This is a genomic window from Acidovorax sp. Leaf191 (assembly GCF_001424425.1).
Classification (GTDB): domain Bacteria; phylum Pseudomonadota; class Gammaproteobacteria; order Burkholderiales; family Burkholderiaceae_C; genus Acidovorax.
Window position 1 is genome coordinate 898330 of sequence record NZ_LMPT01000019.1, and the last position, 25089, is coordinate 923418.

27 protein-coding genes are annotated in these 25089 nt (G+C 64.5%); 15 read left to right on the top strand and 12 right to left on the bottom strand.

All coding sequences use genetic code 11. The features are described from left to right. Nucleotides 1-74 precede the first annotated feature (74 nt). From ASG27_RS18065 to rlmD, 3 genes are all read left to right on the top strand, one after another. Nucleotides 75-554: an Lrp/AsnC ligand binding domain-containing protein gene (locus ASG27_RS18065; RefSeq protein WP_056171968.1), complete on the top strand. Its 480-nt coding sequence runs from the start codon at nt 75-77 to the stop codon at nt 552-554. A gap of 122 nt (nt 555-676) precedes the next feature. Beyond that, nucleotides 677-976, top strand: a complete 300-nt coding sequence (locus ASG27_RS18070; RefSeq protein ID WP_056171966.1) for a hypothetical protein — start codon at nt 677-679, stop codon at nt 974-976. 55 nt (nt 977-1031) lie between these two features. Next, complete coding sequence (rlmD, locus tag ASG27_RS18075) at nt 1032-2492, top strand: 23S rRNA (uracil(1939)-C(5))-methyltransferase RlmD (protein ID WP_056413755.1); 1461 nt, start codon at nt 1032-1034, stop codon at nt 2490-2492. A gap of 124 nt (nt 2493-2616) precedes the next feature. Here the strand turns inward: rlmD and ASG27_RS18080 are convergent, their stop codons facing one another. Next, complete coding sequence (locus ASG27_RS18080) at nt 2617-2997, bottom strand: hypothetical protein (RefSeq protein WP_056413752.1); 381 nt, start codon at nt 2995-2997, stop codon at nt 2617-2619. Between the two features lie 218 nt (nt 2998-3215). After that, nucleotides 3216-3911 (bottom strand): Bax inhibitor-1/YccA family protein, encoded by a 696-nt coding sequence (locus ASG27_RS18085; RefSeq protein WP_056413876.1) that lies wholly within the window; start codon nt 3909-3911, stop codon nt 3216-3218. A gap of 243 nt (nt 3912-4154) precedes the next feature. On the opposite strand from ASG27_RS18085, the gene ASG27_RS18090 reads away from it, so the two are divergent. Next, the gene (locus ASG27_RS18090; RefSeq protein WP_056413748.1) at nt 4155-4562 is read left to right on the top strand and encodes a GlcG/HbpS family heme-binding protein; all 408 of its coding nucleotides are present in this window, start codon (nt 4155-4157) and stop codon (nt 4560-4562) included. Nucleotides 4563-4889: 327 nt separating this feature from the next. Here the strand turns inward: ASG27_RS18090 and hemP are convergent, their stop codons facing one another. Beyond that, nucleotides 4890-5111, bottom strand: coding sequence for a hemin uptake protein HemP (gene hemP / locus ASG27_RS18095; RefSeq protein ID WP_056413745.1), 222 nt, complete (start codon nt 5109-5111; stop codon nt 4890-4892). 145 nt (nt 5112-5256) lie between these two features. On the opposite strand from hemP, the gene ASG27_RS18100 reads away from it, so the two are divergent. Beyond that, nucleotides 5257-5667, top strand: coding sequence for a GFA family protein (locus tag ASG27_RS18100; RefSeq protein ID WP_235503957.1), 411 nt, complete (start codon nt 5257-5259; stop codon nt 5665-5667). Nucleotides 5668-5961: 294 nt separating this feature from the next. Beyond that, nucleotides 5962-6195 (top strand): hypothetical protein, encoded by a 234-nt coding sequence (locus ASG27_RS27160; RefSeq protein ID WP_235508470.1) that lies wholly within the window; start codon nt 5962-5964, stop codon nt 6193-6195. A gap of 147 nt (nt 6196-6342) precedes the next feature. Here ASG27_RS27160 and ASG27_RS18105 read toward each other — a convergent pair whose 3' ends face one another. From ASG27_RS18105 to ASG27_RS18140, 8 genes are all read right to left on the bottom strand, one after another. Further along, nucleotides 6343-6753, bottom strand: coding sequence for an ExbD/TolR family protein (locus ASG27_RS18105; protein WP_056171957.1), 411 nt, complete (start codon nt 6751-6753; stop codon nt 6343-6345). A gap of 3 nt (nt 6754-6756) precedes the next feature. Next, complete coding sequence (locus tag ASG27_RS18110; RefSeq protein ID WP_056171955.1) at nt 6757-7476, bottom strand: MotA/TolQ/ExbB proton channel family protein; 720 nt, start codon at nt 7474-7476, stop codon at nt 6757-6759. A gap of 65 nt (nt 7477-7541) precedes the next feature. Then, a complete protein-coding gene (locus ASG27_RS18115; protein WP_056171953.1) occupies nt 7542-8228 on the bottom strand; it encodes an energy transducer TonB in 687 nt (228 codons plus the stop codon). Nucleotides 8229-8326: 98 nt separating this feature from the next. Beyond that, complete coding sequence (locus tag ASG27_RS18120) at nt 8327-8599, bottom strand: (2Fe-2S)-binding protein (RefSeq protein ID WP_056171951.1); 273 nt, start codon at nt 8597-8599, stop codon at nt 8327-8329. 111 nt (nt 8600-8710) lie between these two features. Then, nucleotides 8711-9838 (bottom strand): alpha-hydroxy acid oxidase, encoded by a 1128-nt coding sequence (locus tag ASG27_RS18125; RefSeq protein WP_056413742.1) that lies wholly within the window; start codon nt 9836-9838, stop codon nt 8711-8713. A gap of 148 nt (nt 9839-9986) precedes the next feature. After that, nucleotides 9987-10679 (bottom strand): Fe2+-dependent dioxygenase, encoded by a 693-nt coding sequence (locus ASG27_RS18130; RefSeq protein ID WP_056413739.1) that lies wholly within the window; start codon nt 10677-10679, stop codon nt 9987-9989. Between the two features lie 108 nt (nt 10680-10787). After that, on the bottom strand, nt 10788-12911 hold the full coding sequence (locus tag ASG27_RS18135; protein WP_442854079.1) for a TonB-dependent receptor: 2124 nt from the start codon (nt 12909-12911) through the stop codon (nt 10788-10790). A gap of 351 nt (nt 12912-13262) precedes the next feature. Then, entirely contained in the window at nt 13263-13598 is a 336-nt protein-coding gene (locus ASG27_RS18140) for an SWIB/MDM2 domain-containing protein (RefSeq protein ID WP_056171946.1), read from the bottom strand. A 410-nt stretch (nt 13599-14008) separates the two neighbouring features. On the opposite strand from ASG27_RS18140, the gene rraA reads away from it, so the two are divergent. Then, nucleotides 14009-14521, top strand: coding sequence for a ribonuclease E activity regulator RraA (rraA, locus tag ASG27_RS18145; RefSeq protein WP_056171945.1), 513 nt, complete (start codon nt 14009-14011; stop codon nt 14519-14521). A gap of 45 nt (nt 14522-14566) precedes the next feature. Here the strand turns inward: rraA and ASG27_RS18150 are convergent, their stop codons facing one another. Beyond that, a complete protein-coding gene (locus ASG27_RS18150; RefSeq protein ID WP_156370492.1) occupies nt 14567-15514 on the bottom strand; it encodes a DMT family transporter in 948 nt (315 codons plus the stop codon). 38 nt (nt 15515-15552) lie between these two features. On the opposite strand from ASG27_RS18150, the gene ASG27_RS18155 reads away from it, so the two are divergent. The 8 genes from ASG27_RS18155 to pheT all read left to right on the top strand — a co-directional run bounded on the left by ASG27_RS18155 (nt 15553) and on the right by pheT (nt 25084). Next, a complete protein-coding gene (locus ASG27_RS18155) occupies nt 15553-15957 on the top strand; it encodes a gamma-glutamylcyclotransferase family protein (protein ID WP_056413868.1) in 405 nt (134 codons plus the stop codon). A gap of 348 nt (nt 15958-16305) precedes the next feature. Next, on the top strand, nt 16306-17637 hold the full coding sequence (aceA, locus tag ASG27_RS18160; RefSeq protein WP_056171944.1) for an isocitrate lyase: 1332 nt from the start codon (nt 16306-16308) through the stop codon (nt 17635-17637). A 350-nt stretch (nt 17638-17987) separates the two neighbouring features. Continuing rightward, on the top strand, nt 17988-19925 hold the full coding sequence (gene thrS / locus ASG27_RS18165) for a threonine--tRNA ligase (RefSeq protein WP_056413735.1): 1938 nt from the start codon (nt 17988-17990) through the stop codon (nt 19923-19925). Nucleotides 19926-20005: 80 nt separating this feature from the next. After that, nucleotides 20006-20611, top strand: a complete 606-nt coding sequence (gene infC, locus ASG27_RS18170; RefSeq protein WP_082485817.1) for a translation initiation factor IF-3 — start codon at nt 20006-20008, stop codon at nt 20609-20611. 204 nt (nt 20612-20815) lie between these two features. Beyond that, complete coding sequence (gene rpmI, locus ASG27_RS18175) at nt 20816-21019, top strand: 50S ribosomal protein L35 (RefSeq protein ID WP_056413729.1); 204 nt, start codon at nt 20816-20818, stop codon at nt 21017-21019. A 25-nt stretch (nt 21020-21044) separates the two neighbouring features. After that, a complete protein-coding gene (gene rplT, locus ASG27_RS18180; protein ID WP_056171937.1) occupies nt 21045-21404 on the top strand; it encodes a 50S ribosomal protein L20 in 360 nt (119 codons plus the stop codon). Nucleotides 21405-21505: 101 nt separating this feature from the next. Next, nucleotides 21506-22558: a phenylalanine--tRNA ligase subunit alpha gene (gene pheS / locus ASG27_RS18185; RefSeq protein ID WP_056413726.1), complete on the top strand. Its 1053-nt coding sequence runs from the start codon at nt 21506-21508 to the stop codon at nt 22556-22558. A 78-nt stretch (nt 22559-22636) separates the two neighbouring features. Next, nucleotides 22637-25084, top strand: coding sequence for a phenylalanine--tRNA ligase subunit beta (gene pheT, locus ASG27_RS18190; RefSeq protein WP_056413723.1), 2448 nt, complete (start codon nt 22637-22639; stop codon nt 25082-25084). Nucleotides 25085-25089 lie beyond the last annotated feature (5 nt).

Sequence of the window (25089 nt, forward strand, 5' to 3'; positions counted from 1 at the left end):
ACGGATCATCTCTGGAGTCGCGATGAATAAATGGTCGAAAATTGGCTTATTAACCGAATGAATCACTAGTGCCAATGACCAACGACACCGATCTGGACCGTATCGACCGCAGAATTTTGTCGATCCTGCAGGAAGACGGGCGCATTGCCAACCTCAAGCTGGCGGAGGCCGTGGCCCTGTCGCCCACCGCGGTGCTGGCGCGTGTGCAGCGGCTCACGCGGGACGGCTTCATCCTCGGCTACGAGGCGCGGCTCAACCCGCTGCGGCTGGGCGCGGGCATGCTGGTGTTTGTGGAGGTGCTGCTCGACCGCACCACGCCCAACGTGTTCGACCAGTTCAAGGCCGCCGTGCAGGTGCACCCCGAGATCATGGAGTGCCACATGGTGGCGGGTGGCTTCGACTACCTGCTCAAGACCCGTTCGGCCGACATGAATGCGTACCGCGTGTTCGCCGGGGCCGTACTGTGGCAACTGCCCGGCGTGCGCGAGACGCGCACCTACGCCGTGATGGAAGAGGTCAAGCACACCAACCACCTCTTTCTCCATCTGTCGTGAAGCGCCGCGGCACCACAGCCGCGCCGTTGGCCCGCAGCGGCTTTCACGCGACAGCGGCGTTGGCTGGGCGGGGCAAAGCCAGCATAATGACCGGTAAATACGTCTGACTCAGGAGAAGAAACATGAAGGTCCTTCCATACGCTGCCGCAGCCCTGGTGGCTGCATTCTTCAGCCAGTCGGCCATGGCGTCGTGCTACGTGGTGTACGGCCCCGACAAGGACATCGTGTACCGCGCTCCGGAGCCACCGATCGATTTGTCCCGCCAGATCCACGAGACCTTGCCGGTGGTGGCGCCCAACTCGACGCTGGTGTTCACGCCCGACAATCACAATTGCGATCTCACCATCAACAAGCTGCCGCTCGCCTCCGCCTCCATGCGCGGTGCGCCGGGCATGCGCGCTGCACGCGCCGACCGCAGCTGAGGTATTCCTGTCACGGCTCGGACAGGCGCAGTCCCGGGCCTGAGACAATCGGGGGATGAGCGAACCGAAAGAACTATCCCCCTCGTTTGAACCCGCCGCACAAGACGGCGCAGACCTGCCTGACGGCTGGCTGCAGGTGCAGTCCATGGACCTGGACGCCCAGGGCGTGGCCCGCAAGCCCGATGGCAAGGTCGTCTTCATCGACGGCGCCCTGCCTTTCGAGCTGGTCACGGCCAACACCCACCGCAAGAAGAACAACTGGGAGCAAGCCAGCCTGACGGCGATCCACCGCGAGTCGTCGCAGCGCGTGCGCCCTGGCTGCCCGCACTTCGGCCTGCACGCCGGGGCCTGCGGCGGCTGCAAGATGCAGCACCTTCACGTGGGCGCGCAGGTGGCCGTCAAGCAGCGCGTGCTGGAAGACAACCTCTGGCACCTGGGCAAGGTCAAGGCCGAAACCGTCATGCGGCCCATCGAGGGGCCCGCCTGGGGCTACCGCTACCGCGCCCGCCTGTCCGTGCGCCATGTGATCAAGAAGGGCACGGTGCTGGTGGGCTTTCATGAGCGCAAGAGCCGCTACGTGGCGGACATGCAGACCTGCAGGATCCTGCCCCCGCACGTGGATGCGATGCTGATGCCGCTGCGTGCGCTGATCGCCGGAATGGACGCGCGCGACACCTGCCCGCAGATCGAGCTGGCCTGTGGCGACACGGTGACCGCCCTGGTGCTGCGGCACCTGGAGCCGCTGAGCGCCGACGACATCGCGCGGCTGCGTGCCTTTGCCGCCGAGCACGGCGTGCAATGGTGGCTGCAGCCCAAGGGCCCGGACACGGTGAAGCTGCTCGACGAGGGCGGCGAACAGCTGTCGTACGCGCTGCCGGACTTTGGCATCACCATGCCCTTCAAGCCCACCGACTTCACGCAGGTCAACCCGCACATCAACCGGGTGCTGGTCAGCCGGGCACTGCGCCTGCTGGATGTGCAGCCGCACGAGCGCGTCATCGACTGGTTCTGCGGCCTGGGCAACTTCACACTGCCCCTGGCCACGCAGGCGCGTGAGGTACTGGGCATCGAGGGCAGCGAGGCGCTGGTCGCCCGTTCGCGCGAAAACTATGCATTGAATCAGGCCCTGCCGCGCGGCAGTAAAGCGCTAGCAGCTACTGATTTTGTAGCACGCAATCTGTTCGAGATGACGCCCGCAATGCTGGTGGCCGATGGCTGGGCCGACAAGTGGCTGGTGGACCCGCCGCGCGAGGGCGCATTCGCGCTGGCCAAGGCGCTGGCAGACATCGAGCAGGCGCGCATCGGTGCCGAGGATGCCGGCCCGCTGCCCGCGGGCGCCGAAAGCTGGACACCCCCCCAGCGCATCGTCTACGTGAGCTGCAACCCCGCCACGCTGGCGCGGGATGCGGGCCTGCTGGTGCACAAGGCCGGTTACAAATGCACGGCTGCGGGCATGGTCAACATGTTCCCGCACACGGCGCACGTCGAGAGCATGGCGGTGTTCGAGCGGGTGTGACCGCCTGAAGGATGTCAGAGGCAGGAGGAGGGCGGCCAGGCGCGGTCCTGGCCCTTCCCGCTGCCAGTCGCCAGGACGTCAGGCGCGTGCACGCCCGGGGAAGGGCGCCCTGTCAGGGCAGATCTCAACTCCTGCTGCGGCTCGCGGCAGGGTCGCGCGTCTCGGTCTCGGTGTCGATGTCCGCACTGCCCTTGCGCTCGGGCTTCTTCACCTCGCCCAGCACCGACGGCGCGCCTTCGATCTTGTTCTCGCGCATGTAGGCGTCCATGTCCTTCCAGCCGGCGAAGACGGATGCCTTGGCGGCCTTGGGGTTGAGCGTGTAGCAATCCTCCAGGCCGCGCAGCGCATGGCGGCAGGCGCCGCCGATGGCCTTGGCCTCGGCATCGCGCTGCGCAACGCGCGGATCAGGGCCCAGGCCAGGGATCTTGTCGCAACCGGCCAGCAGCAGCGCGAGGGCGGCCACGGCCAGCAGGCGCAGCGGGGTGAAGGGCAGGTTGCGATACATGTACTTGCATTATCGGCAGGACTGCGCCGCTATTGAGGCTTGACCTTGGTGCGGGCTCAACAAAAAGAAAAAGGCTCCCGAAGGAGCCTTGTGGCGCACGCTGTGAAGCGGCGGTTGACACTGGCGCGGTAGCAGGCCAGTGCACCCGTGGAACCGGCTTCGCCGGACCACCGGGTGCGCCCCCCTTGGGGAAAGCCGCGCAGCCGTTCAGGGGACGCTTACTCGCGCTCTCCACCCATGATGCCCAGCAGGGCCAGCAGGCTCTGGAACACGTTGAACACGTCCAGGTACAGGGCCAGGGTCGCGCTGATGTAGTTGGTCTCGCCGCCGTCCAGGATCTGCTTGATGTCGTACAGCATGTAGGCGCTGAAGATGCCGATGGCCGCCATCGAGATCGCCATCATGCCCACGCTGGAGCCGACGAACACGTTGATGATGCCGCCCACCATGAGCACCATGGCGCCCACGAACAGCCACTTGCCCATGCCCGACAGGTCGCGCTTGATCACGCTGGCCAGGCTGGCCATCACGAAGAACACGCCGGCGGTGCCGGCAAAGGCCGTCATGATGAGGTCGGTGCCGTTCTTGAAGCCCAGCACCATGCCGATCAGGCGCGACAGCATCAGGCCCATGAAGAACGTGAAGGCCAGCAGCACCGGCACGCCCGCTGCAGAGCGCTTGGTCTTTTCGATCGCGAACATGAAGGCGAACGCGCCGCCCAGGAACACGATCAGGCCCACGCCGCCGCGCAGCGACTGGGTGATGCCGGTGGCCACGCCGACCCAGGCGCCGAGCACCGTGGGGATCATGCTCAGCGCGAGCAGCCAGTAGGTATTGCGAAGAACCCGGTGGCGGTCTTCCTGCGAGATGCCATAGCCCGCAGAGTGGCCCAGGGTGGTGACATGGTCATTCATCTTGTGTCTCTCCTTGTTGGCCTGCACAGCGCAGACATTGCAAATTCTAGGTGGAGACGGTTTTTGGCCTCGCAATGACCGCACCCGCTTACCTACTTTTGGTAAGGGTACTTTCACCCTGCGTAGGGGTGAGCGGCCCTGGCGATGCCGCTATGCTTGATGGTTCATTGCTCCGGCGGGCCCCTGCGGTTCGTCCGGGCGACCTTTCTTCGACTCTTTCTTTTCCTCCACCCGGACACATCCATGAAGACCAAGCACGAACTCGAACTCGCCGACGTCAAGGCCATTGCCGCCGCTGCCGAAGCCGAAGCCCTGAAGAACCAGTGGGCCGTGACCATCGCCATCGTGGACGACGGCGGCCACCTGCTGTGGCTGCAGCGCCTGGACGGCGCCGCCGCCGTGTCCTCGCACATCGCCCCTTCCAAGGCCCGCACGGCCGCCATGGGCCGCCGCGAGAGCAAGGTGTACGAGGACATCGTCAACGGTGGCCGCACTGCGTTCCTGAGCGCGCCCGGCATCGACGGCCTGCTCGAAGGCGGCGTGCCGATCCTCAAGGACGGCCAGTGCCTGGGCGCGGTGGGCGTGAGCGGCGTGAAGTCCACCGAGGACGCGCAGGTCGCGCGTGCCGGCATCGCTGCACTGGGTCTTTGAGATTGCTATCAAATAGATAGCTTCTCGCGCTTGCCTATCAAGCGCTGGAGGGCAAATTTATTTGAATCTACCGGGTGACGCTGTCGTCGCCCACAAAAAAACCGGCTCAAGGCCGGTTTTTTGTTGCGAGCGAAGAACCCTGGGGTACAAAAAAAGCCTGGCTACGCGGGGGTGAACCCGTTGGCTGGCAAAAACGACCCTTGCGAGCTTGTTGAAAGCCCGGGAGTCGCCCCACGATGAAACTGGGTGCCGCTGCCGGCGCTATGGGTGCAAAGACCGGTCAGGCGCGGGCTGCGGCGAATGTTGGTGATGGCTGAAACTGCCGCCTTATTTGGTCAGGATCAGCTTGCCGAGCTTGGTGGCCTGCAGGCGGTACACCGACCCGTTGTGGCTGATGGCCACGGCCTTCTGGCCCTGCAGCAGGGAGCTGCTGTCGACCGCAGCTGCGGTAGGTTCGGTGCGTTGGCTTGCTTGCCCGTCGGCGTGCGAGACCCCCTTGCTGGCAGAAGCGGGGCGCAGGATCGAAGCGGCGGTCAAAGTGGCTTGCATGGGTTTTTCCTGGTGCGTTTGATTGCGTTTTGCTAATGATAACGATTCGCAATTACAAGTCAAGCGACTGGAGTGTTTCTTTTTGTTCTTTTGCTCGCCGGGCAGAATCTGACCACAGCGGTCATTCAGATCAAGGATTCCGAACATGATGAAGATCGACGGTGCGTGCTACTGCGGTGCGATCGCCTACGAGGCCGAGGTGCAGCCGGGCACCATCACGGTCTGCCACTGCGATGATTGCCAGGGCCACTCAGGCTCTGCCTTCCGGGCCAACATCGCGGCTCCTGCGTCCAGCTTTCGGCTGACCCGGGGCACGCCCCGCACCTACATCAAGACTGCCGCCAGCGGCAACCAGCGCGCTCTGGCGTTCTGCGAGGTGTGCGGCAGCTCGCTCTATGCCTGCGCTGTGAGCGATCCCGCCACTTATTCACTGCGGATCGGCACGATCGAACAACGGCACGAGCTCGGCTCGCCGCAGCGGCAGATCTGGACATGTAGGCGACATGACTGGGTGGGGTTGCCGGAAGGCACGGCGTCGTTTGAGGAGCAGCCGTAACTGCGAGCGATAGCGGACTTCGAGGGGTCGTTCCGGGCCCGGAGCGCATGTTCCCTGGCTGGGTGGTGTAGGCCTGACTACAGGCGAGCAGCAAACCGCGACGATTCCTGGCTCAGCCCCATGTTTTCCGCCGCTAGCCGCACTTCCGCCCAAAAAACCGGAGGCGAATGACAGAGTTCGCCCAGGGACTCTGCTTCATGAAGCGCCAAGCCGAGTTCGTTGTGACTTAGGAACTCATCCATCTGACGAAGAATTTCCACTGCTCCGCTGGGGAGTGGAGACGGAAGGTAGTTTTTGCTTGCAATCAGATGGCCGGAAGTGATTGCCCACGAAGACGGTAAATCCTGGGTCACCATTTTTATCGACCTCCATTCGCTATGCCTGCTTCTTGCCGGGGGCCATCATCGTATCAATAGCCGAATCCAGCAAAAGAGACGACGGAATCCCGGAAAGCTCCGCCAAGGCGATGCTGAATATGTTCGCCTGTTTGATTTTTTCTGGGTGGCTGAGCTATGGATGCTTGATTGAAGCCTGTAGCGGATGAGCCCCATCGAAGAAAGCCAAAAGCAAAAGCGAAACCCCAAAAACAAACCCAGCGCGCCCTCTGCAGGCAAAGCGTGCAGCGGGCGGGCCGGGTGGCGAGGGGGGGTTAGAGGCTGACTCGCAGCCTCAGAATCAAGGCGCTGGGTCCGTCACAAACCCGATCTTGCGCACGCCCGCCCGCTGTGCCGCCGCCATGGCCTGGGCCACGCGTTCGTAGCGCACTTCCTTGTCGCCGCGGATGTGCAGGTCGGGCTGGGGCTGCTTGGCGGCCTCGGCCTGCAGGCGGGGGAAGAGTTCTTCTTCCGTGACCTGCGTTTCGTTCCAGAAGTACTTGCCGTCGGCCGACACCGACAGGCGCACGGTTTCGGGCTTGACGTCCTCGGGCTGGTTGGTGGCGCGGGGCAGGTCCACGTTGACCGAGTGCTTCATCACCGGCACGGTGATGATGAAGATGATGAGCAGCACCAGCATGACGTCCACCAGGGGCGTCATGTTGATTTCGTTCATCACGTCATCGGCATCGTCTTGGGTTCCGAAGGCCATGGCTTACGCGCCTTTCTTGAGGGGCAGGACCTTGGCCTGTTCGCCGCCGGCGTTCACGCGGGCACCGGTCACGAAGTAGGCGTGCAGGTCGTGGGCAAAGCTGTTGAGGCCGCCCAGGATGGACTTGTTGCCGCGCACCAGGGCGTTGTAGCCCAGCACGGCGGGGATGGCCACGGCCAGGCCCAGGGCCGTCATGATCAGTGCTTCGCCGATGGGGCCGGCCACTTTGTCGATGGTGGACTGGCCCGACGTGCCGATGGCCACCAGTGCGTGGTAGATGCCCCAGACGGTGCCGAACAGGCCGATGAACGGGGCGGTGGAGCCGACCGAGGCCAGGATGGCCAGGCCCGACTGCAGGCGTGCGGTGAACTCGTCGATGCAGTTGCGCAGGCAGCGCGTGACCCAGTCGCTGACGTCCAGGCTGTCGTGCAGGTGGGCCTTGGTGTTGCGGTGGTGGGCGGTGGCTTCGCGGCCTTCCAGGGCCAGGTGGCGGAAGGGGTTGGTGTTGTCGCTGCCCAGCTTGGTCAGGCCTGCGGCAAAGTCCTCGCTGTGCCAGAAGTCCTGCGCAGCGCGGGTGTGCTTCTTGAACTTGATGATGTCCAGGGCCTTGATGAAGATGACGATCCACGAGGCCAGCGACATGGCCAGCAGGATGATGGCGACCGCGCGGGTGACGAAGTCACCCTGGATCCATACGTTGGCGATGCCGAATTGCGATTCCATGAAAAACTCCCTGAAGCTGATCTAAAGCGTTGATTGACCGATTGATCGATTGACTGATTGACTGATTATTCGAGCACGAAGTTGACAGGGACCAGGTTCCACATGGTCGTGGGCACGCCGTCGCGTTTGCCGGGCACGAAGCGCCAGCGCATGACGGCCTCCTGGGCCTGCTTGTCCAGCCGGTCGAAACCGCTGGACTTGTTGATTTCCACCTGCTGCGGCGTGCCGTCGGTGCCGATCAGCACGCGCAGCACGACCTTGCCCTGCTCGCCCATGCGCTTGCTGATGGCAGGGTAGCTGGGCTTGGGGTTGTTCAGGTAGGCCGCGTCGCTCGACGGCAGCTCGATCTTGGGCGGGGCCGGCGGCGCTGGCGGGGCGGGCGGCGCCGGGGGGGCTACCGGGGCTTCGATGGGAGGGGCGGGCGGTTGGGGCGTGGTGATGCCGACAGGCGCGTTGGGCGCCGGCGTGGGGTCCGGGATGGCCACCGGCATGGGCGCCGGGCGCGGTGCCACCTTGGGGGCGGGGCGCGGTGGTGGTGGCGGGGCCGGCGGCGGCGGGGTGACCTTCGGGGGAGCCGGCGGCGCGATGAATTCGCTCAGCAGCTCTGCCGGCACGATGACTTCGGCCGCGCGGCGCAGCAGACCCGATTGCAGGGCCCAGATGCCCGCAACGTGCAGTGCAATGACGGAGCCCACGATCACGGTGTTGCGGCTGACACCCCCGGGAGGAGCGAAACGATCAGGGTGAGACATAAAAATGATAGCTGCTAGCGCTTGTGTACCAAGCGCTAGAGCTCTAAAAGACCTTTGTTATTTGCGAAAGATCCACCAGGCCGAGCCTGCGACGAGGATCAGACTGCCAGCGAGCGTTGAGAGGAGTTCCATGACTTGCTTTCCAAAATGGAGCTGGCAAGCTGGATCGTTTGCGGCGCTGCATCGTTGTGCAGTGCGGCCACCGGGTTCGACGCACTGCACTGCGCGACCACATCGCGGGCGCAGCTTTCGCAGCATCCGCATTGGGTGGCGACGCCCAGCTCGAACTGGATCTCGTCAAAGCTCATTCCGGCACGTGCGTGGCGGGCGATCTCACGGTCCGATATCCGGCGGCAAACACAGACGATCATGGCGGCAGGCAGTGTGGCTGGCTGTTGAAGGTGTCGCTATTATAAATAAGAATCTATCGCATTTGCAATAAACCATTTCTGCCAAGAGGGAGAAACCGGCGCAAAGGCGCGTCAATCGGGGCTGTCTGCCGTCAGCAAGGCTGGCGTGGCGTCCGCCAGCGTGGCGCAACCGGTCAGGGCCATGGCGATCTCCAGCTCGTCGCGCAGCAGCCGCAGCACATGGGCGACGCCGGTGGCCCCGGCGTTGGCCAGCCCCCAGACGGCCGGGCGCCCCACCAGCACGGCGGACGCCCCCAGCGCCATCGCCTTGAGCACGTCGGTGCCGCGCCGGATGCCGCCATCGACCAGCACCGGCACGGCGCCGCCCACGGCCTGCACCACGCGCGGCAGGGCGGTGGCCGTGGCCGGGGCGGTGTCCAGTGTGCGGCCGCCGTGGTTGGACACGATGACGCCCGCAACGCCGGCCGCCACGGCCTGGCGCGCATCGGACGGGTGCAGCACGCCTTTGAGCAGCACGGGCAGGCGGGTGATGGACTGCAGCCACGCCACGTCGTCCCAGGTGGGGGCGTGGTGCAGCAGTCCGTCGAACAGCGCGCTCTGGTCGGCGCCGAGGGCGGGGGCGGGCGGCGCCTGCATGCCCGCCAGGTTGACGGGCGCGATGCCCGGCGGCAGGCGAAAGCCCGCCCGGCGCTCCCGGTCGCGGGCGCCGCTCGTGGGCGCGTCCACCGTGAGCACCAGGGCTTCGTACCCCGCGGCCTCGGCGCGCTGGACCAGGGCGCGTGTGAAGCCGCGGTCCGGCTGCAGGTACAGCTGAAACCACAGCGGGCCGCGGCCGGGGTCGGGCAGCACCGCCTGGGCGATGGCCTCCAGCGGCATGCTCGCCTGGGTGCTCAGCACCACGCCGGCGCCCAGTGCCGCGGCCGCATAGGCCATCGCCACTTCGCCGTCGGCATGGGCCAGGCGCTGAAAGGCCACGGGTGCCAGCAGGATGGGGTGCGCCAGCGTGCGGCCCAGCAGCTCAATGCGGGTGTGCCCGCCAGCCAGCGGCCGCAGCACGCGGGGCCACAGGGGCAGGGCGTCCCACGCGCTGCGGTTGCTGCGCAGGCTGATCTCGTCGGCCGCGCCGCCGCTGAAGTAGGCCCAGGCGTTGTCGTCCAGGTGTTGCCGGGCCTGCTGCTCATGGTCGGCCAGGCTGGCGAGGCCGGGAGGGAGCTGTTGGCGTGCTGGGACGTGGGTCATGGCAATGAAAAAAGCACCTGCCGCGCATTCAGCAAGCGCGAGGTGCTATCAATAAATGAGCAAATTGGTTGGCATGGCCGCCGGGGGCTGGATGTGGGGCAAGACCTGGGGCCGGGCCTGCGGCTGTAGCGGGTCCGCCAGGCGCCTGTCACACGTCGGCCCACATGCGCAGCAGGTTGTGGTACGTGCCCGACAGAGCGATGACCGACGGGTCGGTCTCGCCCACGCTCTGGCGCAGGCGCAGCAGGGCCATGTCCATGTCGAACAAGAGCTGGCGCTGCTCCAGCCCGCGCACCATGCTCTCGACCCAGAAGAAGCTGCTGATGCGGTGGCCGCGGGTGACCGGCGACACCTGGTGCACGGTGCTGCTGGGGTACAGGATCATGTCGCCGGCCGGCAGCTTGATGCGCTTGTCGCCCCAGGCTTCGGTGGCGACCAGTTCGCCGCCGTCGTATTCGTCCGGCGGCGTGAGGAACAGCGTGCACGACAGGTCGCTGCGCACCCAGGCGTTGTCTGCCTTGGAGTGCATGACGGCGCTGTCCACGTGGCGGCCATAGAAGTTGGCGCCGCCGCCGTAGCGGTTGAACAGCGGGTTGTAGATGCGCCGGGGCAGGGCGGCCGAAAAAAAGAGCGCATTGCGGGCCAGCGCGGCCTTGACGATGCCCTGCAGCTGGGCCGACAGCTCGCTGCCCTGGGCGAGCTGCTGGTTGTTCTTCTGGTGCACGGCCTGGCTGCCTGCGCTGCGGGCGCCGTCCACCCAGGGGGTGTCGGTCGCCCAGAGCTTTTGCCGGAACAGGGCCACCTCGTCGGCCGTCAGTACGTCTTTGATGTGCAGGAACATGGGGTCCGATTGTGACTCCGCCCCAATGAAGGGGCGGAGTCGTTTCGTCAGAACATCAACGCATCAACGCATCAACGTCGACATGTCGATGCATCAGCGCATCGAAGGTCAGAAGCGCGTCTTCAGCGACACCTGCACGGAACGTGCCGTGCCCGGCGTGTAGAAGCCGCGGTACAGGCCGTCCGCATAGGTGCGGTCGAACAGGTTGTTGACGTTGAGCTTGAGCGTCGTCTTGTCGTCGAACGCGTACTCGACCATGGCGTCCATCACCGCGAAGCCGCTGGCGTACACGGCACGCGAGCCTTCGGGGTTTTGCTTGCCGCGGTAGGTCACGCCCGCGCCCACGCGGATCTTGGAAGTGACGGCGTAGGTCGTCCACACGCTGCCGCTGTGCTTGGGCGTGAGGCCGGGGCGGTCGCCCTGCGCCTGGGCGCCACCGCCGTTGGCGGGCACCACCACATTGCTGTGGTCGATCTTGGCCGAGGGGATCCAGGTGTGGTTGGCGAACAGTTCCCACTGGGGCGTCAGGCGGCCGGCCAGGTTGAATTCCATGCCGGTGGCGTGGCGCTTGCCGGACAGCAGCTCTTGCTGGGCTGCGGTGTCGGGGTCGGTGTTGCGCTCGTTGTACTTCTGGCTGTAGAAGGCGGCCACACCCAGCAGGGCGCGGCGCTCGAACAGCTCGAACTTGCTGCCGATCTCGAAGTTGCGGCTCTTTTCGGGGTCGGTGTTGGCCGTGCGCGCCGTGGTCGTGCCGGGGTTGCCGAACTGGTAGGTGTCGCCCGAGGTGTTGTACGAAGTGCCGTACGACACGTAGTACGAGGTCAGCTCGGTGGGCTGGAACAGCAGGCCCACGCGGGGGCTGACCAGGCTGTCGGAGCGGGAGTTGCTCAGCGCGCCGGTGGCGTTCTTGTACGAAGCCTTGAAGTTGTCGTAGCGCAGGCCGCCCACCAGCTTCAGGGTGTCGTTGATCGCGACGGTGTCCTGGAAGTACAGGCCCAGGTTGCGCGACGTGAAGGTGTTCCACTGCACCGGTGCGCGGCCGTCGGCCACCCAGGCGCCGTCATTGGGCGAGCCCACGGTGGTGTTGGGGCGCGGCGTGGTGTTGGCGTAGTTCTGGTTGCGCTTGGCATCGTCGTCGTAGTAGTCGACGCCGGCCAGCACCGTGTGCTTGCGGCCGCCCCAGTTGAAGGTGTTGTTGTAGTCGCTTTGCACCTGCAGGACATCGCTTTCGCCCAGGCGGCCCTTGGAGCCACGGGTCAGCACGGTGTTGCCGTTGATCTGACCCAGCGTGATGTTGCCGTTCTGAAAGCCGATGGTGCTGGCCAGCAGGTCGCGCTCGTACTGGCCGTAGCGCAGGCGGGTGGTCAGCTCGCCGTTGTCGTCGAAACGGTGGATGTGGCCCAGCGTGACGTACTGCGACGAGGTGTTGTTGTGGTCGCTGGCCAGGCCGTAGTAGTTGCGGGCTTCGAGCGGCGTGTTGATCTTGCCGTCGACCACGCGCCAGGGGTGGTTGTACAGCGGGCGGCCCTTGGATTCGAGGTAGTACAGCCCGATCGAGAACTCGTCGCGCGTGCCGATGCCCCAGGCGAAGGTGGGCGCAATGCCGCGCTTGTCCTGCTTGGCGCCGTAGTTGTCGTACTCCTGCACCATGGCGTTCAGGCGGAAGGCCGCGTTCTCGCCGGTCTTCCAGTTGAAGTCGCCCGTGGCGCGGTGGAACTGGCCGGTGCCGAAGGTGTAGCTGGCTTCGTGCTGGTCGATCAGCAGCGGGTACTTGTTGACCTGGTTGACGATGCCGCCGGTCGAGCCCTTGCCGAACAGCATGGAGGCCGAGCCCTTGAGCACTTCGATGCGGTCGTTGTTGAACGTGTCGCGCTCGATCAGCGGAGCGTCCTTCATGCCGTCCACATAGATGTCACCGGCCAGGCCCAGCGAGAAGCCGCGCATGCGCACGTCTTCTTCGCCCGTTTCGCCCGACTGGAAGGTCACGCCCGCCGTGGTGCGCAGCACCTCGCGGAAGTCGTCCTGGTTGCGGTCGTTCATCAGCTTTTCGGTGAACACCGTCACGGACTGGGGGATGTCCTTGATGTCCTGGTTGCCCTTGCCGACGGTGGTCTTCTTGAGCAGCAGGGTGTCCTTGCCTTGCACTTCGGCCGCTTCCTGCACCGTCACGGTGGACATCGTGGCTTCCGGTGTGCCGGACTGGGCCATGGCGCCCATGGAGGCGGCCAGCATCAGGGCGCCCAGGGGCAGCAGCGCCAAATCGGAAGATGCGCCGGCGGGGGCGGAAACAGGGGATGCGGTTTGACGCAGCGCGGTGCTGCGGCGCTGAGCGCGTGATTTAGCCAAGATGGACTCCGTCGATGGGGGATGTGCAGGTCGGCGCCCGATGTGCGCCGCAAGCGAGTCGGATGCAATGACGCTTGTGAGAAAAACTTCACAAAGTCATGCTTCGTCGTGCATCTTTATGTTACATCGAATGAGGGTCATTCTCATTTGCATTGACGTCTGCACGCCACACTTTGGCGGGGTCCCAACGAAAAAAAGCCGGCAGGGCCGGCTTTTTCTCAGGGCGCGGAGCGCTTCTTACTTGACGTGCTTGCCGATCAGGCCAGCCAGTTCGAACATCGACACCTGGGGCTTGCCGAACAGCTCCTTGAGCTTGGCGTCGGCGTTGATGTTGCGCTTGTTGGTGGCGTCCTGCAGGTTGTTGGCCTTGATGTAGACCCACAGCTTGCTGATGATCTCCGTGCGTGGCAGCGGTGCCGAGCCGACCACGGCAGCCAGCGCGGGGCTGGGCGTGAGGGCCTTCATGAAGGCTGCGTTGGGCGTGCGCTTCTTGGCGGGGGCGGCGGTCTTGGTGGCGGGAGCCTTCTTGGCCGCAGGGGCTGTTTTTGCCGGAGCTTTTTTTGCAGTTGCCATGTTGGGTTTTCCTAGTTGGACGTCAATCTTCACCAGCGAAAGCAAGGCTGTCCCACTGGCAGGCCGATGCTACTGGGAAAAAAACGCGTTTCCAAGGGAGAAACCGCTTTTTTTGCCTCGATTTGTAGCTGTGGTGCCCTCTGGCGGCTGGAAAGTCGGTGCTTTGGCCCGCCTTTCCTGGTCCTGCAGGGTGTGCAGCGCGCATTTTGGGCGGCCCGCGGCTGACATTTCGGGTGGCGTCGGGTGCGCTTGGAAGCGCATTCTTTGGCCACCCGCGAGCCCCGCCCAGCGTTGGCTGCGCAACAATGGCCATCCGTGCGCAGGCCAGGCCGCCGCGCTGCCGACGGCAGGCTTCCAGCCAGCGCCCAACCCCGTCTCAACCCCTTCAACGACATGAAAGGTCTCTGCCCATGACGACAGCTTCTGCCGCCGCCTTCAGCACCTGCGATTTCTGCGACGTCCACAAAGCCGACACCAGCGGCGCCTTTCGGGTGCTCCCGCCTGCGTTCCAGGCCTTCGGCGGCGTGGCGCATTTCAGCGGGCCGGTGAGCACCGTCAAATGCCACGAGGACAACACCCAGGTCAAGGCCGCTGTCGAATCGCCGGGCGAAGGGCGGGTGCTGGTGGTCGACGGCGGCGGCTCGCTGCGCCGTGCGCTGGTGGGCGGCAACCTGGCGGCGGCTGCGGCGCGCAACGGCTGGGCCGGGCTGGTGGTGGACGGCTGCGTGCGCGATGTCGCCGAGCTGAACGCAGCGGCCGTGGGCATCCGCGCGCTGGCGCTCATCCCGCTGCCCACCGAGCGGCGCGGGGAGGGCCAGCGTGACGTGCCGGTGCAGGTGCAGGGCGTGTGGGTGCGCCCGGGCGACTGGCTGTATGCCGACGCCGACGGCATCGTCGTCAGCGCCACGGCCCTGCACGCCTGACCCCCTTACCGGCTGGCCGACCGACCCGCCGACCTCCTGGCCGCGTCAGCCGCGCCGGCCCAGCCGCAAGGCCGCCCGTGAGGGCAGGGTGGCCAGCAGCACGCTGGCGAGCGCAATCACAAACGCCACCAGTTGCAGGCCTGTGAGCGATTCGCCCAGCGCCAGCACGCCCACCAGGGCGGCGCTGACCGGCAGCAGCACCGAGAACACCCCGCCTTGTGCGGCGGGCACGGCCTTGAGACCGGTCATCCACAGCCACACCGTCCACATGCACGCAGCCAGCGCATAGAACACCAGCAGCGCCCAGGTGGTCCAGCCGACGGCGGCAAAGTCGAAGCGCAGCGCCATGTACAAACCCGACGGCGTGGTCAGCACAAAGCCCCACAGGTTGATGAGCGAGGTGATGCGCTTGGGCCCCAGGCTGCCCGTGAGCTTCTTGCCGATGACGGTGTATGCGGCCTCGCACAGTACCGCGCCCACCAGCAGCAACTGGCCCAGCCACACCAGGTTGTGGCTGTTTTTGCCGTCTACCGCTTGCCCAGCGTGCGCTGCAAGCTCTGGTTTTGATAGCGCGAACAGCGCAATACCGAACACCGCACACACCACCGCCGCCCAGGTGCGCGGCGCCACGCGCTCTTTCAGGAAGGCCCAGCCCATCACGGCCACCGCGGCCGGAATGGCCGCCAGCGTCACGCCGGCAGAGATCGCATCGGTCAGGGTCACCCCGTACAGCATGCAGATGGTGAACATGAAGTTGCCCAGAAACGATTCCAGGAACAACAGGCGCTTGGTTTGCGGGGTGAGCGGAGGCTCGTTGGCCGGCTTGCGCAGCCAGTGCACCATGGCAAGGCCGCCGATGCCGAACCGCATCCAGGCCAGCAGAAACACCGGCAGCACCGCGGCCAGCGGTTTGGACAGCGCCACATAGCTGCCCACCAGCGCCATGCTCAGGGCCAGGCACAGGTAGGCGAAGGGGCGGCTGGGAGTGGTCACTAAACTGCGGGCTGTTCAACAAAAAAAGAGTGCGCATCATGCCCGACGAAACCAGCCCCCTGCCGCCGTCCCGCTGGGTTTTTGTATACGGCACCCTGCGCCAGGGTTGCAGCAACGACATCACCCGCCTGGAGCCGCCGCCCCTGTTCGTGGGGCGCGGACGCATCGCCGGCGTTCTGTACCACCTGGGCGCGTACCCGGGCGTCACGCTCGGCGGGGCGGAGTGGGTGCATGGCGAGGTCTACGCCATCGAACCCGCGCTGGAAGACGTGCTGGACGAGATCGAATCGCTGGGCGAGAACCCCACCGACGAGTACATCAAGCGCGAGATCGAGGTCGAAGTGAACGGCCAGCCGCTGCCCTGCTTGGTGTACGAGATCAACCCCCGCTACGTGCTGTCGGCCGCGCGCATCCCGCAAGGGGATTGGGTGAAGTTCTTGTGACCGCCTGGGAGTGCACAGGGCACGGAAGGGGTTCAGCACAGGGTGATGCGACAGCAGACACACGGCATTCCTACGATCAGTCGATCCGGGCCATGCAATTTTGCGATACGGAATTTTGATTCCACATGGCAAAACGTGATAGATGTTGCATTGCCGCAATTTTTCTCGATATGAGAAATCAATTTCTGTATTGAGAAATTGCGTGTTTAAGCTGTTGTTTTGCAAGGAAAAAATTTATCTCTTGTATAAGACATAAGAGCTTGCTCAAGTCTTATAGAAGACTTAAAGTTGTCTCCAAGGGCGGCACCAGCAGCCCGGCGTTTTCAACCAACCTTCTGGAGTGATCCCATGCCCCAATCCCTCAACGAACAACTGAGCCGCGAACAGCAAATTGCCGCCCTGGAAAAAGACTGGGCCCAGAACCCCCGCTGGAAGGGCGTCAAGCGCGGCTACTCCGCCGCCGACGTGGTGCGCCTGCGCGGCTCGCTGCCCATCGAGCACACGCTGGCCAAGCGCGGCGCTGAAAAGCTGTGGGACAAGATCAACGGCGGCGCCAAGAAGGGCTACGTGAACGCGTTCGGCGCCATCTCCGCCGGCCAGGCCATGCAACAGGCCAAGGCGGGCCTCGAAGCCGTGTACCTGTCGGGCTGGCAAGTGGCCGCCGACGGCAACACGTCCGAGACCATGTACCCCGACCAGTCGCTGTACGCCTACGACTCGGTGCCGACCATGGTCCGCCGCATCAACAACACCTTCAAGCGCGCTGACGAAATCCAGTGGGGCCGCGGCATCAACCCCGGCGACAAGGAATTCATCGACTACTTCCTGCCCATCGTGGCCGACGCGGAAGCCGGTTTCGGCGGCGTGCTGAACGCCTTCGAACTCATGAAGAACATGATCCAGTCGGGCGCTGCAGGCGTTCACTTCGAAGACCAGCTCGCCGCTGTCAAGAAGTGCGGCCACATGGGCGGCAAGGTGCTGGTGCCCACGCAGGAAGCCTGCGAAAAGCTGATCTCCGCCCGCTTTGCCGCTGACGTGATGGGCGTGTCCACCATCGTGCTGGCACGCACCGACGCAGAAGCCGCCAACCTGATCACGTCCGACCACGACGCCAACGACAAGCCCTTCCTGACCGGCGAGCGCACCCAAGAAGGCTTCTACCGCGTGAAGAACGGCCTGGAGCAAGCCATCAGCCGCGGCGTGGCCTACGCCCCCTACGCCGACCTGGTGTGGTGCGAAACCGGCGTGCCGGACATCGGCTTTGCCCGCGAATTCGCCCAGGCCGTGCACGCCGCCTGCCCCGGCAAGCTGCTGTCGTACAACTGCTCGCCATCGTTCAACTGGAAGAAGAACCTCAACGACAGCCAGATCGCGTCCTTCCAGGAAGACCTGTCGGCCCTGGGCTACAAGTACCAGTTCATCACGCTGGCCGGCATCCACATCAACTGGTTCAACACCTTCCAGTTTGCCCACGCCTACGCCAACGGCGAAGGCATGAAGCACTACGTGAACATGGTGCAAGAGCCAGAATTCGCTGCACGCGACAAGGGCTACACCTTCGTGTCGCACCAGCAGGAAGTGGGCGCAGGTTACTTCGACGACGTGACCACGGTGATCCAAGGTGGTTCGTCCAGCGTGAAGGCCCTGACGGGTTCGACGGAAGAAGAGCAGTTCCACTGATCAGCGGGGTGGACGGGGGTCTTGCGCCGCCGCGGTGTGGCGCAAAACCCATCAAAACCCGCCAGTCTGTGAAGCCCGGAGCACCCGCTTCGGGCTTTTTGCTTTGCGCAGGGTTAAAATGGCGGGAAATTCACTGCACAAGAGCGAGAAAGGCAATCTGGTTATGACACCGCGAACTACATCGGAGATGTCGACCGGCCGTTAAGGCTGGCTGTTCGCGCCTGCACGAGATTGCACACCCCTCCAAAAGCGCGGACCTGTTCCGCGCTTTTTTGTTTTTGGGCCTGGCGCGTGCCCGCACCCACCCTCACACCTTTTCGTACTGATTCCAAAGAAAGAGCAGTCGTCCCATGATTCACATCACCCTTCCCGATGGTTCGCAGCGCGAGTTTCCCGGCCCGGTCACGGTCGCTGAAGTGGCCGCGTCGATTGGCACCGGCCTGGCCAAGGCCGCCCTGGCCGGCAAGATCCCTGCCGAAGGTGGTGAAGGCTTCAAGGTCGTGGACACCAGCTACCAGATCACGGCCGACAGCCCGCTGTCCATCGTGACGGCCAAGGATGCCGACGGGCTGGACGTGATCCGCCACTCCACCGCCCACTTGCTGGCCTACGCCGTCAAGGACCTGTTCCCGGAAGCCCAGGTGACCATCGGCCCGGTGATCGAGAACGGTTTCTTCTACGACTTTGCGTACAAGCGCCCCTTCACGCCCGAAGACCTGGTCGCCATCGAAAAGCGCATGACCGAGCTGGCCGCCAAGGACGAGCCCGTGTCGCGCCGCGTACTGCCGCGCGACGAGGCGGTGGCGTACTTCAAGGGCCTGGGCGAGAACTACAAGGCCGAGATCATCGCCAGCATCCCCAGCAACGAGGATGTGAGCCTGTACCGCGAAGGCGCGTTCGAAGACCTGTGCCGCGGCCCCCACGTGCCCAGCACCGGCAAGCTCAAGTTCTTCAAGCTGATGAAGGTGGCTGGCGCCTACTGGCGTGGCGACCACCGCAACGAGATGCTCCAGCGCATCTATGGCACGGCCTGGGCCACGAAGGACGAGCTGCAGCAGTACCTCACCATGCTGGAGGAGGCCGAAAAGCGCGACCACCGCAAGCTGGGCCGCGAGCTCGACCTGTTCCACATGGACGAGCATTCGCCCGGCACCGTGTTCTGGCACCCCAAGGGCTGGGCGTTGTGGCAGGAGGTGGAGCAGTACATGCGCCGCGTGTACCGCAACAACGGCTACCAGGAGGTCAAGGGCCCGCAGATCCTGGACAAGCAGCTGTGGGAGAAGACCGGCCACTGGGACAAGTACCACGAGAACATGTTCACGACCGAGTCGGAAAAGCGCGAGTACGCGCTCAAGCCGATGAACTGCCCCGGCCACATCCTGATCTACAAGCAGGGCATCAAGAGCTACCGCGACCTGCCGCTGCGGTACGGCGAATTCGGTGCCTGCCACCGCAACGAGCCCACCGGCGGCCTGCACGGCATCATGCGCGTGCGCGGCTTCACGCAGGACGACGGCCACATCTTCTGCACCGAAGAGCAGGTGCTGGAAGAGTGCGCCAACTACACGGCGTTGGTGCAGAAGGTCTACAAGGACTTCGGCTTCACCAACATCATCTACAAGGTGGCCACGCGGCCGGCCGCACGCATCGGCACCGATGAGTCGTGGGACCGCGCCGAAAAGGCGTTGATGGACGGTCTGCGCCATTCGGGCTGCGAGTTCGAGATCGCCGAAGGCGAGGGCGCCTTCTACGGCCCCAAGATCGAGTACACGCTGAAAGACGCGCTGGGCCGCCAGTGGCAATGCGGCACGATGCAGATCGACCCCAACCTGCCCGAGCGCCTGGACGCCGAATACGTGGCCGAAGACGGCACCCGCAAGCGCCCGCTGATGCTGCACCGCGCCACCGTGGGCAGCATGGAGCGTTTCATCGGCATGCTGATCGAGCACTACGCTGGCGCCTTCCCTCTGTGGCTGGCTCCGGTGCAGGTGGCGGTGCTCAATATCACCGACGCGCAGGCCGATTACTGTCGCGAAATTGCCGCAAAGCTTGAAAAAGCGCTGCCGAATCAAGAACTTAGGGTGGCGGTAGATCTGCGCAACGAGAAGATTACGTATAAAATACGGGAGCATTCGTTGCAAAAGCTGCCGTACATCCTCGTCGCGGGCGACAAGGAAAAGGCCGCAGGCGCCGTCGCAGTGCGCGCCCGGGGTAATCGTGACCTCGGAGTGATGTCCATTGAAGCGTTCGCTGAGTTGATCGCCCAGGACATCGCCACCAAAGCCTGAGTTTGATTCAAAACATGCTTTGTCGCATGCCAGCTGCGCGGTTGTAGCTACATTTTTTGTAGTAATTTGATTGAAGGAAGATAGCCATCGCTACTGAATTTCGTGATCGTCGCCACCGTGAAGAGCGCAAGCACCGCCTGAACCGTGAAATCATGGCCCCGGAAGTCCGTCTGTCCGGGCCAGAGAACGAGCCTTTGGGCGTGGTCAGCCTCATGGAAGCCCTGCGCATGGCAGGCGAGCTGGATGTGGATCTGGTGGAAATCGCTGCCACAGCGAATCCGCCGGTGTGCCGCCTGATGGACTACGGCAAGTTCAAGTACCAGGAGCAAAAGCGCGCTGCCGAGGCCAAGGCCAAGCAGACGGTCATCGAGATCAAGGAAGTCAAATTCCGTCCGGGTACGGACGATGGCGACTACAACATCAAGATGCGCAACATCCGCCGCTTCCTGGCAGAGGGTGACAAATGCAAGATCACGCTGCGTTTTCGCGGCCGTGAAATCACGCACCAGGAACTGGGGCTGGCACTGCTCAACCGCATTCGCGATGAGCTGGCCGATTCCATCGTCATCGAGCAGTTTCCCAAGCTGGAAGGCCGCCAGATGATCATGATGATCGCACCAGGCAAGAAAAAGCCTGCACCGGTCAAGCCCGCCGCCGAAGGCACGCCTTCGGGCAGCGCCGCCTGAGGCGGCGAAGCCGCCGCCGCAGCAGCAGAGACAAAGAGACAGAATTTGCCAGGCTTGCTCCGCAAGGGGTACGCCGGGCAATAGGCAGCGTTCACGCGCTGCCATGCAGCTGGTGCAAACCGGCTGAAAAAGTGGCTCGGGGCCAACAAGTTTGCAGATCGGTTTGCAAACGCCTCGCGAGCACAATGAAAAAGGAGCATTCACATGCCCAAAATGAAGACCAAGAGCAGCGCGAAAAAACGTTTCCGCGTTCGTCCCGGTGGCACCGTCAAGCGCGGTCAAGCCTTCAAGCGTCACATCTTGACCAAGAAGACCACCAAGAACAAGCGCCAGTTGCGTGGTGCAGTGGCTGTGCATGAGACCAATATGGGTCACATTGCGCAAATGCTGCCCGGCATGGGCGTTTAATTAACGACGAACAAGGAGTACATACATGCCTCGCGTCAAACGTGGTGTAACGGCCCGTGCCCGTCACAAGAAAGTTCTCGCCCTTGCCAAGGGTTTCCGTGGTCGCCGCGGTAATGTCTACCGTATCGCCAAACAGGCGGTAATGAAGGCTGGGCAATATGCCTACCGTGACCGCCGCAACAAGAAGCGCGTGTTCCGCCAGCTGTGGATCGCCCGTATCAACGCCGCTTCGCGCGAACTGGGCCTGACTTACAGCCAGTTCACCAACGGCCTGAAGAAGGCATCCATCGAGATCGACCGCAAGATGCTGGCCGACCTCGCAGTGCACGACAAGGCTGCCTTTGGCAGCATCGTAAGCCAAGTCAAGGCCAAGCTGGCTGCTTGAGTTCACGATGGGCGGCTATCTTTTTGATAGCTGCCTGCGCAATAACAACAAGGGCTAGGGCTTGAAAGAGCGCTAGCCCTTGTTCATTTTCAAGAGTCGATATGAACGAGTTGGATTCCCTGGTCGAAAGCGCGACGCAACTGTTTGCCCAAAGCGCCACCCCTGCTGATCTGGAAAACGCCAAGGCGCAGTTTCTGGGCAAGTCGGGTCGCGTGACCGAGCTCATGAAGGGCATGGCGCAGCTGTCCGTCGAGGAAAAGAAATCCCGCGGCGCCGCCATCAACGTTGCCAAGCAGGCCATCGAAGCCGCTCTCACGGCGCGGCGCCAGGCGCTGGCCGATGCCGAGCTGCAGGTGCAGCTCAAGGCCGAAGCGCTGGACGTGAGCCTGCCGGGCCGCCAGCGCGGACAGGGCGGGCTGCACCCGGTGTCGCTCACGCTCGAGCGCATCGAGGGCATCTTCGGCTCCATGGGGTTCGACGTGGCCCAGGGCCCCGAGATCGAGACCGACTGGTTCAACTTCACCGCACTGAACACGCCGGAAGACCACCCTGCGCGCTCCATGCACGACACCTTCTACGTGGAGGGCGGCACTGACACCGCCCCCAACCTGCTGCGCACCCACACCAGCCCCATGCAGATCCGCCACGCGGTGCAGCATGTGAAAAAGCACCGTGCACTGCTGGATGCCGGCCAGGCCATGCCCGAGATCCGCGTGATCGCGCCCGGCCGCACCTACCGCGTGGACAGCGACGCCACGCACTCGCCCATGTTCCACCAGTGCGAAGGCCTGTGGATCGGCGAGAACGTGAGCTTCAAGGACCTGAAGGTCATCTTCACGGCGTTCTGCCGCACCTTCTTCGAAAGCGACGATCTGGTGTTGCGCTTTCGCCCGAGCTTCTTTCCCTTCACCGAACCCAGCGCCGAGATCGACATCCAGTTCCAGACCGGCCCGCTGGCCGGCCGCTGGCTGGAAGTGGCGGGCTCCGGCCAGGTGCACCCGAACGTGGTGCGCAACATGGGCCTCGATCCGGAAAAGTACATCGGCTTTGCCTTCGGAATGGGCCCCGACCGCCTGACCATGCTGCGCTACGGCGTGAACGACCTGCGCTTGTTCTTTGACGGCGACATCCGCTTCCTGTCGCAGTTCCAGTAAAGCCCGCCGATTGAGTGACGCACGCGCGCATGAACGCCCGGCGGCAGCGCGCCGATCCTTTAGAACAAGAGTCCGACTATGCAATTTCCTGAATCCTGGTTGCGCGAATTCTGCAACCCACCCCTTTCGACGGCCGAGCTGGCCGAGACGCTGACCATGGCCGGCCTGGAGGTGGAAGAGCTGCGCCCCGTGGCGCCTCCCTTCACCAAGATCGTGGTGGGCGAGATCAAAGAAGCCGTGCAGCACCCTGATGCCGACCGCCTGCGCGTCTGCCAGGTGGATGTGGGGCAGGGCGTCTTGCTGAACATCGTGTGCGGTGCGCCCAACGCCCGCGTGGGCATCAAGGTGCCTTGCGCGCTGGTGGGCGCCGAACTGCCGCCTGGCGACGACGGCAAGCCGTTCCTTATCAAGGTCGGCAAGCTGCGCGGCGTGGAGAGCCAGGGCATGCTGTGCTCGGCCCGCGAACTCAAGCTGTCCGAGGACCATGGCGGTCTGCTCGAGCTCGATGCCGCAGCGCCCGTGGGCCAGGACATCCGCACCCATCTGAACCTGGACGACACGCTGTTCACGCTCAAGCTCACGCCCAACCTGGCGCACTGCCTCAGCGTGTACGGCATTGCGCGCGAAGTGTCGGCCCTTACTGGCGTGCCGCTGCAGCAGCCTTCGTTCCCTGCCGTGGCTGCAAAGCTGTCCGACAAGCTCGCCGTCAAGGTGAGCGCGCCCGACCTGTGCGGCCGCTTCTCCGGCCGCATCGTGCGCAATGTGAACACGCGCGCCGCCACGCCCCAGTGGATGCTGGACCGCCTGGCGCGCTGCGGCCAGCGCGGCGTGTCGCCGCTGGTGGACATCTCCAACTACGTGATGTTCGAACTGGGCCGGCCGTCGCACATTTTCGACCTGGACAAGATCCACGGCGGCCTGGACGTGCGCTGGGGCAGGCCGGGCGAGCAGCTCAAGCTGCTCAACGGCAACACCATCACCGTGGACGACAAGGTCGGCGTGATCGCTGACGAGCAGCAGGTCGAGTCGCTCGCCGGCATCATGGGCGGCGACGCCACCGCCGTGTCCGACGACACGAAGCACATCTACATCGAGGCCGCCTTCTGGTGGCCCAAGGCCGTGGCCGGGCGCTCGCGCCGCTTCAACTTCTCCACCGATGCCGGCCACCGGTTCGAGCGCGGCGTGGACCCGAGCCTCACGGTCGAGCACATCGAGCGCATCACCCAGCTGGTCATCGACATCTGCGGCACCCCGGACACCGCCTGCGGCCCCATGGACGACCAGTCCGTGAACCTGCCGGTGCCCCAGCCCGTCACGCTGCGCGTGGCGCGCGCTTCCAAGGTCATCGGCATGCCCCTGACCCAGGCGCAGTGCGCCGACGTGCTGGCCCGCCTGGGCCTGCCGGTGGTGCAGGGCGAAGGCACGCTCACCGTCACGCCGCCCGCGTACCGCTTCGACATCACCATCGAAGAAGACCTGATCGAAGAAGTGGCGCGCATGGTGGGCTACAACAACCTGCCCACCACGCCGCCCCTGGCGCCCATCACGCCCAAGCTGCCGGCCGAGGCCACGCGCAGCCCGTTTGCCGTGCGCCGCTCGCTGGCCGGGCTGGGTTACCAGGAGACCATCAACTTCAGCTTTGTCGAAGAGCGCTGGGAGCATGAGCTGGCCGCGAACGCGCAGCCCATCAAGCTGCTCAACCCCATCGCCAGCCAGATGAGCGTGATGCGCTCGACGCTGCTGGGTTCGCTGCTGCAGGTGCTGAAGTTCAACCTGGACCGCAAGGCCCAGCGCGTGCGCGTGTTCGAACTGGGACGCGTGTTCCTGCGCGACGCCTCCGTGCGCAACACCGACACCACCGTCGAAGGCTTCAACCAGCCCATGCGCGTGTCCGGCCTGGCCTACGGCCCGAACGACGCGCTGCAGTGGGGCCGCAAGGAACAGGCCATCGACTTCTTCGACGTGAAGGGCGACGTGGAGGCCTTGCTGGCCCCGCTGCAGGCCAGCTTCGAGCCCGCCACGCACCCTGCCATGCACCCCGGCCGCTGCGCACGCGTGCTGGTTGACGGCCGCGCCATCGGCTTCGTGGGCGAGCTGCACCCGCAGTGGCGCCAGTCCTGGGACCTGCCGCTGGCTCCGGTGATGTTCGAGCTCGAACTCGACGCCGTGCTGCAGCGCGTGGTGCCCCAGTTCAAGGCCGTGGCCAAGCACCAGGCGGTCGAGCGTGACAAGGCCGTGGTGGTCGCCGAACGGGTGACGCACGACGAAATCATTTCGGCGGTTCAGCAGGCTCTGCCAGGTGGCATGTTGCGCTCGGCGGTGCTGTATGACGTGTACCGTCCCAAGCCGCTGCGCGAAGGGGAGGAATCACCCGCTGGTGGCCTTGCTCAGGGCGAGAAGAGCGTTACCGTGCGCCTGACGTTGGCTCGTGACGAAGCCACACTGACCGAGGCGGAGATCGAGGCTGCGGTTCAAGCCGTCGCTGACAGTCTGGTGCAGCGCACAGGTGCGCGCCTGCGTGTTTGATGACA